Genomic DNA, 12165 nt, shown 5'->3' with positions numbered 1-12165 from the left:
CCCCATGGCCACGGTTGAGCTGCCCGCCCTCTACGTCGACACCGTCTCCCTCTTCGCCGAGACGCGCCGCCCCCTCCTCCTCAACCGCGCTCCGGGCCCCGAGGAGGAGGACGTCCCCGTCGATGCCGCGCTGGAGCTGGAGGTGGTGGACGTCGGCGCGGACGGCATTGCCCGGGCGGCCACGCGCGTCTGGGTGGGTGGAGTCCTCGCCTTCGAGGGCGGGGCCAGCGTCGAGGTGCAACCCGCCTTCACGGGGCCCCTGGCGGAGGTGACGCAGACAGCGGACACCCTGCGCGTGGTGCTCCACCCGGCGGTGCCGCTGGCCAGCCAGGCCACCGTCTCCGTCCACGTCGCCTCGGCCACGGCCGGCGGCGCGCACCTCCTCGACGAGACGTACACCTTCACCGTGGAGGACCGCACTGCGCCCCGGCTCGTGGGCGCCCAGGCCCTGGCGCCGAAGTCCGTGCGCCTCGCCTTCGACGAGGACGTGCGGGTGCCTCCCTCGGCGCGCTTCACCTTCACGCCTCGTGGCGCCCCCGCAGTCCCGGTGGCCTCCCTCGAGGCCGCGGCCGACGGCCCCCTCGTCCACCTCGTCCTCGACACGGAGCTGACGCCGGACGTGGGGTACGAGGTCCTCGTGGAGGGCGTGACGGACGCACACGGCAACCCGGTGCTCGCCCCCTACCACCGCGCCACCTTCGCGGGCTTCCGTCCAGCCCGGCCACCCTCCCGGAGCTTCCAGCTCTGGAACATGCTGCCGGGCCACAACCGCCGCGACGACGTGACGGGCGACCTGCGCCGCTTCATCTCCTGTCTCCAGGAGGTGACGGACTTGCTCCTGGCTGACTTGGACGCCTTCCCCGACGTCTTCGACTTGGAGCGCGCGCCGGAGGACTTCCTGGACGCCATCCTCCAGGACTTGGGCAACCCCTTCGCCTTCGAGCTGGACGTCCTCGCCCGGCGCCGCCTGGCCGCCATCCTCGTGGACATGTACCAGCAGAAGGGCACCGCGCTGGGCCTGCGCAACGCCATCCGCTTCTTCCTTGGCATCGAGGTGCGGGCCATTTCCCCGTTCGCCTCCGACACCCTCGTGCTGGGTGAGTCCGAGCTGGGCGTGGACTGGGTGCTGGGCCCCTCGGAGCGCTTCGCCCGCTACGCCTTCAACGTCGAGGTGGAGCGCCTCCTCTCGCCTGCGGAGCGCCAGCGCCTGCGCACCCTCGTCGAGTACCTCAAGCCCGCCCACACCCACTTCATCGACTTGGTGGAGCCCCTGCCCCCCATTCTCCCCGAGCACTGGGAGCTGGGACTCAGCGAGCTGGGCGAGACGACGACACTGCACTGACGTCCGCCTAGCATGTCCCCGATTTCGCGCGCCCTGCCTTTGCCTTCCTCTGGAGGGCACAGGCATGAGCAACCGGCTGGATTTTTTCTTCAGGCAACGTGTCAGCGAGGCCGAGCTGGACCTGGCCTTCGCCCAGTTGGAGCAGGCGGACAGAAGCCTCGCCTCGGACTTGGGCATCCACGGCGTCATCTCCGGGGCCGTGCCCGCGCCGCATTCCCCCGTGCCCAACCTCTCCGTCGACCTGACGGCCCCGGCTCGCGCCTACGACAACCTCGGCCAGCGCATCTTCTTCGGCACGGGCCAGACGGTGGACTGCGCGGTGGACGTCTCCGGCATCCCCACCGACGTCTCCACCTCCGGCAGCGAGCGGTGGCTGGGCGTCTTCCTGCGCTTCACCCGCCTGCTGTCGGAGCCGCGCACGGACGGCAACTCCCAGCAGGTGTACTTCCGCCGCGACGAGTCCTTCGAGCTGGTGGTGCGCCAGGCGCCGGAGGGCCCCGTCGGCCAGGCGCCCAAGCCCGCCCTCCAGCCCGACGAGTTGCTGCTGTGTGACGTTCGGCGCCGCCCTGGGCAGACGCAGATTCTCGCCGCGGACTTGGACACCTCCCGCCGCCAGGTCTTCATCTTCGCCCGGGGCACCTCCGTGGCCGTGGAGAGCGGCACCTGGGACGTCCTGAGCCCCAGCGCGGACACGGTGCAGGCGACGCTGGACGCGGTGGACGCCGAGTTGGCCGGCCACTTCTCCGGCGCCACCCGGAGGCACGAGGCCAGTGCCGTGGACTACGCGCCCCACGGCTTCATCACCTCCACCACCGTGCAGGAGGCCGTGGACGAAGTCGTCGACAAGCTCTCCTCGGCCGCCGCTGGCACACCGGGCGCCTCCCGCGTGGGCGCGGACGCGGTGCCCGGCACGCCCAACCTCCTGCCGGCGGGCACCGTGGACGCACAGCTCTCCTCGCTGCTGGGCTTCGTCAACGCCCACCAAGGCGCAGCCACGGGGGCCCACCACGCCAGCGCCATTGGCGCCTCGCCCCATGGCTACGTCAGCAGCACCAGCGTCCAGGCCCAGTTGCAGGAGGTCGTCACTCGCCTCGGCGAGACGACGGCCGGAAGCCCCGGTGCGTCTCGTGTCGGAGGAGACGCACTGGCCGGGACGCCTCACACCCTCCCCGCCAGCAGCCTGCGGCAGCAGGTGGCCGCGCTTCTGGGCTTCCTCAACGGGCACGTCACACAAGGCGCAGGGGCCCACGCAGCCACTGCCATCTCTGTTGCGGACACGGGCAACCTGCTGACGACGGCTACCGTCGAAGCGGCCCTCGCTGAAATCCTCGCGGCCTTCAGCAGCGGACACTACCGGAGCAACGAGACGGCGGCAGGCCAGCACAAGGCCATTCTCCAGCCCAGGCTGGGCACTGGCCGCGTCCTCCTCCTCGACGCCCTGGGCGTGGGAGGCGCAGCCGCGCGTCTGCGTCTCTACGCTGACGACGACTCGGTGTGGTTCACCCTCAACGCGGCCTGGAATGGCAGTGCCTGGACCCGGGACACCACCGGGGCGGCTGCAGGCGGATTCCGCCTCTCGCGCAACGAGGCGGAGTTCCTCCACGACGCCAGCGCTGGCGTCGCCTTCACCTCTTGGACGCGCACGTTGCGGCTCCCCCTGAGTAGCACCGCCAGCAACACTTCCTTCGAGGTGGCGGGCAGCGTGCGCGAGGTGGGCCGGCTCGGCCTCCAGTACAGCAACAGCGACACGGCCGCGCACGACAACCTGGCCGGCGGCGGCTCGGTGACGTTCCGCAGCCGCTTTCCCACCGCGCCCTCCTCCATCACCCTCACGCCCTACGCCACCAGCGGCAGCTTCGTCGGCAACCCCACCGTCATGGTGCCGGACAGAGACGGCTTCGCCTTCTACTGCCACCAAACCATCCCCGCACTGGGCGCCACGTACTGGTTCGGCTCGTACACCGCTGTCGCGTGAGGACGCTCCCCATGGCCATTCACGAAGTCACCGCCGACGACGTGCTTCAACGCTGTGCCCGGTGCGGCAGCGGCAATCGCCTCTCCCTCGACACCCTGGAGGTCGGCGTCGCGCGCCGGGAGGACGTGGACGACGGCCTCGTCCAGCTCCCTCCCTGTCCCGCCTGCCGCTCCACCGAGTTTCTCATCCGCGCGCCCGAGGGTGAGCCGGAGCATCCGGCACCAGGCAGCTTCGGGCACCTGCACCGGCTCCTCGTCGGCCACCTCCATGCCGAGCTGGTCCAACGCGGGCGCCTGCACACGGTGCTCAAGCCCAAGGGGGGCGGCGCCGGCAAGGTGGTGGTGCGGCCCCTTTCTCAGGAGGCTCGCGAGCGCTGGTTTCCGCAGGGCCTCCGAATTGAGGTGCCACCCGACGAGCAGCCCCGCGTCCCCGGGGAGTCCAGTCAATAGGCATACACTGCCAGCAACACAGAGGACTCTCCACGCCCGTCACGCCTCGATGCACCCTCGAACCCCTCTCCTCTCCGCTTGCTATGTCTCGAAGGCAGAGCGTGTATGTCTTCGCGCGCCCCACTGCGCGCCAGGGAGACACCTATGGTTATCGGCACTGACACCACCTACCTCGGCAACGAAATCCCCGGCCTCCAGGGACAGAAGGTCCGCATCTTCGCCGTGTTACACGGCGGCACCCGCCCTGACGCCGACCCGGACGCAGACGACTACTACGCGGACACGGACGAGAAGCTGGCGCGCCTCGGGGGCGTCACGGCCGAGGACCGCATCGACGCGGCCCCCATTCGCCCGGACGGCACTACCTCCTTCGTGCATGTCGACCCGCGCGCCATCGACTTGGAGTGCTTCGCGCACCTGCGCAATCCCAGCGCACAATGACTTGCCATACGCGCGCAACAGAGCGTGTATGCCTCACGCGCGCCACCCAACGGCGCACCAAGGGATGAAACAATGACACCCCGCAAGCCACGCTCGACCAGCACCGCGAAGCCTGCCCGGGCGCCCGAGGCAACCCTCGAGCGCATCGCACGCGAAACGCTCAACATCGACACCTTGAAGACACGCAACAGCGACCGCCTCGACTTTCACGATGTGTCGGTGTGGCGCCTGAAGGATGCCCTCGAAGCCGCCTTTCAGGCCGGCCTGAGCGCCGCCAGCAGCCCCCGCAGCAAGTAGCGCCTCCCCTCACCACTCACGCCCCGTTCAGCGGGGCAGCCGCGCAGGAGGGCCGCCGGGCCGCCCACCTGAATGGCAGACGTGTACCCACGGCCCGGAAAGGAACAACCACCATGCCTCGCAACGCCGCACCGAAGACGAAGAAGCTGGAGTCCATGAGCGTGACGGAGCTGCGCGCCCGATACCTCGAAGTGGTGGGTGAGGAGACGCGTAGCACGAACAAGACGCACCTCATCCGCCGCATCGAGGAGGCCCTCGCAGCGAAGAAGCGGCGCGGCCCCTCCCGCCGGGCGACGGCCGCCGCCCCCAGCGCGCCTCCAGCGCCCGCCGCACCAGCCCCCGCGCCAGCCGCAGGCACGCAGCCTGCCCCTCGGCGCGGGCGCTTCGCAAACATGTCGCTAGCGGAGTTGCAGGCGAAGTACAGCGAAGTCGTGGGGCGCCCGACGGGTAGCAGCGACACCTCCTACCTCAAGTGGAAGATTCGGGAGGCGGAGGCCGGACGCGTGCCGGTGGGCCCCCGCCCGGAGCGTGAGGCCAAGGTGCGCGAAGACGGCAAGCGCGTCATCCCCCTCACGTACGACGCGGAGGCTCTCGCGGCCCTGGACAAGGCCTGGCGCGAAGCGGGACTCCCGAGCCGGGCTCGCTTCTTCCGCCGAGCGGTGCATCGCGAGCTGACGGCCATGGGCGCCACCGAAGCCGCCGCGCACTTCGCCGCCGATGCCGCTGAGGAGTAAGGCCATGGCGTCGAAGCAACAGGGCACCGACGCCCTCGCGGCGGAGGCACTCCGCAAGGCGCTCGCGGGCGCCCGTGTGGAAGTGAAGCTGGCCCTCCCCGAAGGCGGCGCCGAGTTGCAACCCGAAGTCGAAGTCGCCTTCCCCCAGGGCACCTCCGCACGCCAGCGCAACGCAGCCCTCCTCCTTCTTGCCGCACAGGTGGAGCTGCGCACCCCGGAGCAGGAGCACTGGCTCGTCGAATCGGAGGTGTTCGACGACGGGCTCAGGGGCCGCGTCTACCTGCTGTTACTCGGAGTCGGCGGTCCTCGGCCAACTCGTGACGAGGCAGAGCGAGGGTTGCAAGTTTTGCATTGCGCCCTCCGATGACACGGACATGCGGGTGGCAGCTCGTCCTGCCGCCCGGAAGGAACGCGGTCGATATGACACCTGAAGAAGCAAAGTTCACGAAGAAGCTGAGAGCCCAAGAGTCCGTCCGACGCCCAACCAACCCTCGTCACTGCTGGGCGGTCGTCAAGAAGCCCAGCACCGGCAGCGCGTTCGCGAGGAATTTCGGCCTGTACGGCAACTGCGAACACCGCCCCCGGAAAGGCATGAGGACCTGCACCATCCACCGCGACAGAGAAGAGGCTGCACAGGCATTGGGTGGCATCTGAGTCGCTTTCGATGGGGGCCGTCTGCCCCGCCACCGTTTCTCTTCACCAAGCCCTCGCTCAACGCAATCTCACGAGAACAACATGAAGACACGCAGCGAATTGGAAGCGATGACCGTCAAGCAGCTACGTCGCTACGTCATCGACCGCGGACTCAGCTTCCCCTACCTGGGCGAGAGCAAGAAGGCCGAGATCATCAACAAGCTCATCCAGTTTCGAGCCGCGCGGGAGGACGAAACGCCCGCCCCGTCCCAGGCCGAGTCGTCCAGACCCAAGCACCACGCGCTGGCCAACCCCACCCCAGCGCCGACTCATCCGTTGTCAACCCCCGCAGCCCGCGGAGTCCACATTCCGTTGTCAAACCCCGCCGCCCCCGGAGTCCACATTCCGCTGTCAAACCCCGCCGCCCCCGGAGCCCACATGCCGCACACCGACGGAGACGTTGATGACCTCTTTTCCCTCTACCGCACGATTGCCCACGACACCGACCTGAGCGTTGACGCGCGCGCGGGCTACCTGACGGCCGTGGTTCGCGTGGACAAGCGAATCTCCAAGCGCCTCGACTGCCAGCCGAACGAAACGCTGGTCGCGCTCTTCCGGGAGCGGCTGGCGGCCGAGGACAGCCACCGCGTCACTGTCCACCCGCTCGCGACCCAGAGCTTCGCGGAGGCCGCGACGGAGCTGAACCGCGCAGAGCACGGTCCAGCGAGAGACGAGTAGGCGTCCTCCAGCCCCCAGGCGCCCGGCGCACCCTCTGCTCGCCGCGCGCCACAACGCCTCGGCTCACGACATGAAGACAAGCCACATCATCTCCGTCCCGCAGAAACTCAGGCTCGGCGTGCCCAACCGCCGGGCGGCCCTGCTCTCCGAAATCGAAGCGCACCTCCCCCACCCCATTCGCCCCGGCGACTACCGTGTGACGATTGAGCGACTGGAGAGCCCCAGTGACTCCCCTGTCTACGTCGATGTCGCAGGTGCCCTGTATCGATTCCCCAGCCAGAGAGTCTGGGCGCGGTTCCTCCGCCGCTGGGTGCGAACAGAGAACCAGGGCGTCCCCACCGAGACGCTGAGTCGGCTCGCTGAGCGGGTACCTACCATCGGCCTATGCCTGCCGCGGCTGGTGGATTGGAGCGCCGAAGACGCCCAAACCGCCCTGGACGAACTGAGCCCCACGGCCACGCGGGAGCGCCCGCACCACCGGAAACAAGGGTGACATGCCTCACACCACCCGAAGACGCAAGGCAAAGACGCCCTCACGAAAGACATACCCAACCCCCAGAAACACAAGACACGAAACACCAGAGAGGACTTGATACACCCGCCAACCAGAGCATGTATGCCTTTTGCGAAGGGCAACGAAGCGCCGCGCAAACCTCACAGGAACGCACGTCATGACCACCTCCCCCAAGCCCCTCCACCTTGTCCACATGACGGTGGTTGACTTCCAGAACACCACCCTGCGCATCGACCTCGCCACGAGCCGGTACGGCACGCCTCAACCGCAGTTGGACGTCATCCTCCCGCGCGGCTCCACCCACCGGCATCTGAGTGCGACGCTCCACGCCTTGTCAGCCGACCTGGAGCTACGCACTCCCACCAACGAGCGGTGGATTGTGCATACCCAGAGCATCCAAGAGCCGAACCACGGCCGCATCTACCTGGAATTGTCCGAGGGGGACCATGCCGAGGCCATGCGCGGAATGATGCTCCTCCGCACCCTGATGGGCTGAGCGGAAGGTGCAGGGGAACCCGCGCCGCAGGACCGCGCGGGCTCCCATCCCAATCCCGAGACACCGAATTACATCCCAATTCGGGGCGCCGGCACATTCGGCGTAAGACACCAGACGCGACTTGCTTCGCCTCCCCACGTAGGGATGTATGCGTTTCGCGAAGGCCAACGACGGCCCGCCCCCAAAGGAACGCACGCCATGAAGACCGCCCCCCAGTCCCGTCACGTTGGCCAAGCGACGGCAACCGAGCCCCAGAACGTCACGTTGAATCTGAGCCTCGGCAAGAGCCAGAACGGCACGCCTCAGCCGCAGGTGGACATCTTCCTCCCGCGCGGCTCCAGCCACCGGGAGACGAGCGCGATGCTCTACACCTTCGCCGCCAGCGTGGAACTGCGCACGCCAACCTACGAGCGGTGGATTGTGCAGACCGCGTGCCTCGCGGAGGCGAACCACGGCCGCATCTACCTGGAGCTGGCCGAGGGAGACCATGCCGAGGCCATGCGCGGGATGAGACTCCTCAACGCCCTGCTGCCGAGCTGAGCAGCAGGGACGGGAGGAACCCGCGCCGCAGCACCGCTCGAGTGCCCCGCCACACCAACAACCGCAGCACCTGGAGCCCATGTCGTTCACCGCCGAAGACGTTGATGACCTTTTCTTCCTGTACCGACAGGTTGCATGCAACACGGCCCTGAGCGTTGACGCACGCGCCGGCTACTTGACCGCCGTGGTCCGCATGGACAGGCAAATTGCCAATAGCCTCGACTGCCAACCGGACGAAACGCTCGTCGCTCTCTTCCAGGAGCGACTGGTGGCCGAGGACGGGCAGCGCGCCACCTCCCGCCCGTCCGCCGCGAAGTCCCCCTGAAACAGACGCCCCCCACGGCTCGCCTCGGGGCCCTACGACAGGAGCAACGGGAGCCCAGGCGTCGGCGCCGCCCCGCGAACTCAACTTGCATCACGCCCCTACAAGAGCGTGTATATCATTCGCAACGCCCCTTCCAACAAAATGCGAGGACAACGGTGGCCGCAACGAGCCAGCAGTCAATGATGGTGGGAGAGCGCATCGCGCGCTATGGGATTCCCCAGCCGTACATCGAGGTGCGCTTCCCGAGGGACACGCGCCAGCGCACGTTGAGAGCCGCGCTCCATCGTCTCTACGCCGATATCGAGATGGCAACCCCGGAGGGAGCGCTCTGGAATGTGCACATTGAATTCCTCCCGGACATCCTCATGTACTCCGGGGGCCGCGTGTACTTGGAGCTTGGCGAGGGCACTCCGGAGGAGAACGAGCGAGCGACGGCAATGCTCAAAAGCCTCGTGGGTTGAGCCCTCCTGAGCCCCCCCTCGGCAGGCGCCACGCGGAACGCGCGCCCGCCAGCAGCCCGGCGTAGGCAGGAGACTCCTCCGGCTGAGCCTGCCGCTGGGGCGGGGGAATCCAGTCTGGGGTGTATCGCCCCCGCATCCCGGCTGCCGAGGCAATCACACACACTGGAATTCCGCCGGCCGCCCCAACCCAGGCAGACTTGCCGCGCCCGCCCTGCAGACGGCCGCCGCGCAACCTCGCGAATTCTCGCGACTATTTCAAGCACACAAATATCACCAATCCAGACGCCGAAGCGGACTTGCTTCATTCGCACACAAGAGCGTGTATGTGTTTCGCGACGGGCGCCACAGCCCCGCGCGAATGCGAGAGGCAAATCCCATGAAGACGCTCCGGTTTGGAATTGAGATTGAGACGGTTGGCGCCAGCCGCCAGAAGCTGGCCCACGCGATTCAGAGCGCGGTGGGCGGGCACGTTTCCGGCGACTACCGGGGCATGCAGGTAACGGACGCCCAGGGCCGCGCCTGGAAGGTGGTGGCGGACGCCTCGCTGAGCGGGGGCGATTACAGCGGCGAAATCGTCTCCCCCATCCTCACCTACCAGGACCTGGAAGCCTTACAGCAGGTGGTGCGCGCCGCCCGCGAGGCCGGCGCCCGCGCCGACGCCTCCACCGGAATCCACATCCACGTCGACGGCAGCCGCTTCGACGCCAAGAGCGTCACCAACCTCGTCAAGATGGTGCACAAACAGGAGCGCCTCCTGGAGACGGCCCTCGGGGTGAGCGCGGCGCGGTTGAGCCGCTTCTGCAAGCCCATCGATGGGGCCTTCCTCCAGCGGCTGGAAGCCCGGCGCCCGCGCACCATGCAGGAGGTGAATGAGGCTTGGTACGGGCGCCGCAACAGCATGCCCAGCCGCTACGACTCCAGCCGCTACCACGGCCTCAACCTCAACAGCCTCTTCTTCCGGGGCACGATTGAATTCCGGTACTTCAACGGCTCGGTGCACGCGGGAGAGGTGAAGGCCTACGTCCAACTGGTGTTGGCCTTGGCCTCCCGGGCCCTGGCCTCGAAGGCCGCCTCCAGCAAGCGCCGCGACTTCAACCCCGCCACCGCCAAGTACGACTTCCGGGTGTTCCTCCTCCACCTCGGCCTCATCGGCGAGGAATTCAAGACGGCCCGCCTCCACCTCCTCAAGAAGCTGGAGGGCAGCGCCGCCTGGAAGGGCCAGCGCCGCGACCGGCGCGGCTCGGGCGGGGGGGAGGACGGCTCGCCCGGCAGCGAGGGCGCGCAGGGCGCGCAGGGCGGCGCTGGGGGCAGCGCACCCACCGAAGCCTTGGCCGCCGCGTGACGAGGCCTTCGCGGGCGCCACGGAGCCCTGGCGCCCGCCTGCGCTCGCGCCAGGGGGCTCCCCAGGAGGGATGCCGGGCCCGCCCATCCCGCGCCCCTCGCGCCGCCTCAAACAGGGCTTGCTTCAATGCCGAACCAGAGCGTGTATGTCTTTCGCGAAGGGCGGGTGCCCCTCGCCAGCACAAGAGACACAGCAATGAAAGCATACGGAATCACCCGCAAGGACAGAGGCTGCTGCCCAGGGCACGGCAAGTTCCCCGTCGAGAAGTACCGCGGGCGCCTCTCCCGGAAAGCGCACGCCCGGGGGACGCGCCTCGCGCACCGCCGCGCTCGGGCCCAAGCGAGGGTGGAGCTCTTCAACGAGAGGCGCGACGCCTCCCGCGTCAGCAACGAGAGGTAGGCCCCGCCTCGCAGGACGGCGAGCCCACCCCAGTACGCCCCTACCATGGAGTCACCGCGCCAGAGCCCTGCGGGTGCCCTGGCTGGCAATGACAACGGCGGGCCGCGAACCCGCCCTCAACAGGAGGAACCCCATGCTTTACTTCGCCTACGGCTCCAACCTCGACAGGGCCCAAATGCGCACGCGCTGCCCTGGCGCCACCGTCGAGGCCCGGGCCACCCTTCCCGGCCACACCCTGGTGTTTGGCGGGCACAGCCGCCGCTGGGGCGGCGCCGTCGCCAGCCTCCAGCGCGTGCGCGGCGCCCACGTCGAAGGGCTGCTGTACCGTCTCACGCCCGAGGACTTGCGCGCCCTCGACGCCTTCGAGGGGCACCCCTTCGCATACCGGCGCGCCATTCGGCTGGTGACGGACAGAGCCGGCCAGCGCCGCCGTGCGCTGGTGTACCTCCAGCCCGAAACAGGCTTCGAGTCCTGGCCTCCCGCCGCCCGCTACTTCCTCGTCCTCTGGCACGCATACGGGCGCCTGGGCTTCAACCGCGCCGCCCTCTCGGGCGCCCTGGGAGGTGCGGCGTGAAGCGCACTTCAGCCTCGACGCGCGTCTTCGTCTACGGGACGCTGCTGTCTGGCGAACCCAACCACCGTCTCCTGCGCGGCGCACGCCTCATCGGCCCGGCGCGGACGCACCCCAGCTTCAGCCTCTACGACTACGGGCCCTTCCCTGCCCTCGCGGCCAGGGGCAAGCACGCTGTCGAAGGGGAGGTGTACGAAGTCGACGCGCTCATGCTGGCGGCGCTCGACAGGCTTGAGGGCCACCCTCGCTTCTACGAGCGCACGTCCATTGCCCTCGACGGTGCCGGCCGCGTCGAGGCATACCTGTTTCCCAAGGGGCGGTTGGCCGGCCGCCCCATCATCGAATCTGGTTGCTGGCGTCGACACCTACAGGAGAGGAAGCCATGGTAATCGTCATGCGCGACGGGCGTGTCCTTCAGGGCACTGCCGTCCAAATCGTGAAGGGAATGCAGGACATCGCCTTCGGAGTGGAGCGCTTGTCCCTGGGCGAGTACATCGACTGGGTGGTAGGCAATGCCCAGCGTTTCGAGTCCGTCGCGCTGCGCATCCAGGGTGAAACCGACGAGGAGAAGGCCGCCTCGCTGGTGGACGAGATGCTGCGCGAGGGCCTGGCAACGAAGGGGTGAGGGCGCGCCTGCAAGGCGCGCTCTCCCCTACGGCGAAGGACGGCTTCAGCCGCGCGCCGTCGCGACTCCACTTCGAAGGAATCGCTCAGCGGGCACAGGCCGCGCCCGCCGCTTGCGGCGCGTGCCTCGCCACTCCTCAGCCACCTGGCCACCGTGTGCAGCGACGTGGCTTTCAGCCAGGAGGCCCACCGTGGCGCGAAGAGGGCCCTCACCGGCCCCTCGCGCCTCCACCAGCACCAAGGCTTCACGGGCGCCCAGCATCTGCAACGCTGCGGCTTCCGCC

Annotated in this window: 16 protein-coding genes; all 16 read left to right on the top strand. The window is 68.6% G+C overall.

Features of this window, described 5'->3' with window-relative positions; all coding sequences use genetic code 11:
- The first annotated feature begins 4 nt into the window (after positions 1-4).
- The 16 genes from MYMAC_RS09500 to MYMAC_RS09415 all read left to right on the top strand — a co-directional run bounded on the left by MYMAC_RS09500 (position 5) and on the right by MYMAC_RS09415 (position 11882).
- Positions 5-1342, top strand: coding sequence for a phage tail protein (locus tag MYMAC_RS09500; RefSeq protein WP_095957858.1), 1338 nt, complete (start codon positions 5-7; stop codon positions 1340-1342).
- A 64-nt stretch (positions 1343-1406) separates the two neighbouring features.
- Positions 1407-3317, top strand: a complete 1911-nt coding sequence (locus MYMAC_RS09495) for a hypothetical protein (protein ID WP_095957857.1) — start codon at positions 1407-1409, stop codon at positions 3315-3317.
- 11 nt (positions 3318-3328) lie between these two features.
- On the top strand, positions 3329-3766 hold the full coding sequence (locus MYMAC_RS09490) for a hypothetical protein (protein WP_095957856.1): 438 nt from the start codon (positions 3329-3331) through the stop codon (positions 3764-3766).
- Positions 3767-3910: 144 nt separating this feature from the next.
- Positions 3911-4207, top strand: a complete 297-nt coding sequence (locus MYMAC_RS09485) for a hypothetical protein (RefSeq protein ID WP_095957855.1) — start codon at positions 3911-3913, stop codon at positions 4205-4207.
- Between the two features lie 72 nt (positions 4208-4279).
- Positions 4280-4504, top strand: a complete 225-nt coding sequence (locus MYMAC_RS09480; protein ID WP_095957854.1) for a DUF6900 domain-containing protein — start codon at positions 4280-4282, stop codon at positions 4502-4504.
- 113 nt (positions 4505-4617) lie between these two features.
- Positions 4618-5238 (top strand): DUF2924 domain-containing protein, encoded by a 621-nt coding sequence (locus MYMAC_RS09475; RefSeq protein WP_095957853.1) that lies wholly within the window; start codon positions 4618-4620, stop codon positions 5236-5238.
- Between the two features lie 4 nt (positions 5239-5242).
- The gene (locus tag MYMAC_RS09470; protein ID WP_095957852.1) at positions 5243-5605 is read left to right on the top strand and encodes a hypothetical protein; all 363 of its coding nucleotides are present in this window, start codon (positions 5243-5245) and stop codon (positions 5603-5605) included.
- A gap of 368 nt (positions 5606-5973) precedes the next feature.
- On the top strand, positions 5974-6609 hold the full coding sequence (locus MYMAC_RS09465; protein ID WP_095957851.1) for a hypothetical protein: 636 nt from the start codon (positions 5974-5976) through the stop codon (positions 6607-6609).
- Between the two features lie 671 nt (positions 6610-7280).
- A complete protein-coding gene (locus MYMAC_RS09455; protein WP_095957849.1) occupies positions 7281-7619 on the top strand; it encodes a hypothetical protein in 339 nt (112 codons plus the stop codon).
- 198 nt (positions 7620-7817) lie between these two features.
- Positions 7818-8159 carry a hypothetical protein gene (locus tag MYMAC_RS09450; protein WP_095957848.1) on the top strand — a complete coding sequence of 114 codons (342 nt, stop codon included), beginning with the start codon at positions 7818-7820 and terminating at the stop codon, positions 8157-8159.
- Positions 8160-8238: 79 nt separating this feature from the next.
- Positions 8239-8484: a hypothetical protein gene (locus MYMAC_RS09445; RefSeq protein ID WP_095957847.1), complete on the top strand. Its 246-nt coding sequence runs from the start codon at positions 8239-8241 to the stop codon at positions 8482-8484.
- 155 nt (positions 8485-8639) lie between these two features.
- Positions 8640-8945, top strand: a complete 306-nt coding sequence (locus MYMAC_RS09440; protein WP_239989449.1) for a hypothetical protein — start codon at positions 8640-8642, stop codon at positions 8943-8945.
- Between the two features lie 376 nt (positions 8946-9321).
- A complete protein-coding gene (locus MYMAC_RS09435; RefSeq protein WP_095957845.1) occupies positions 9322-10287 on the top strand; it encodes an amidoligase family protein in 966 nt (321 codons plus the stop codon).
- Between the two features lie 532 nt (positions 10288-10819).
- Positions 10820-11260 (top strand): gamma-glutamylcyclotransferase family protein, encoded by a 441-nt coding sequence (locus MYMAC_RS09425; protein ID WP_095957843.1) that lies wholly within the window; start codon positions 10820-10822, stop codon positions 11258-11260.
- Positions 11257-11646, top strand: coding sequence for a gamma-glutamylcyclotransferase family protein (locus MYMAC_RS09420; protein WP_095957842.1), 390 nt, complete (start codon positions 11257-11259; stop codon positions 11644-11646). The genes MYMAC_RS09425 and MYMAC_RS09420 overlap by 4 nt, the downstream gene beginning before the upstream one ends.
- A gap of 5 nt (positions 11647-11651) precedes the next feature.
- Positions 11652-11882, top strand: a complete 231-nt coding sequence (locus MYMAC_RS09415) for a hypothetical protein (protein ID WP_095961545.1) — start codon at positions 11652-11654, stop codon at positions 11880-11882.
- The last annotated feature ends 283 nt before the right edge of the window (positions 11883-12165 follow it).

This window comes from Corallococcus macrosporus DSM 14697 (assembly GCF_002305895.1).
In the GTDB taxonomy this organism is placed as follows: domain Bacteria; phylum Myxococcota; class Myxococcia; order Myxococcales; family Myxococcaceae; genus Myxococcus; species Myxococcus macrosporus.
Note: the sequence above shows the minus strand (reverse complement) of the source record. Positions and strands in the feature narration are given on the sequence as shown.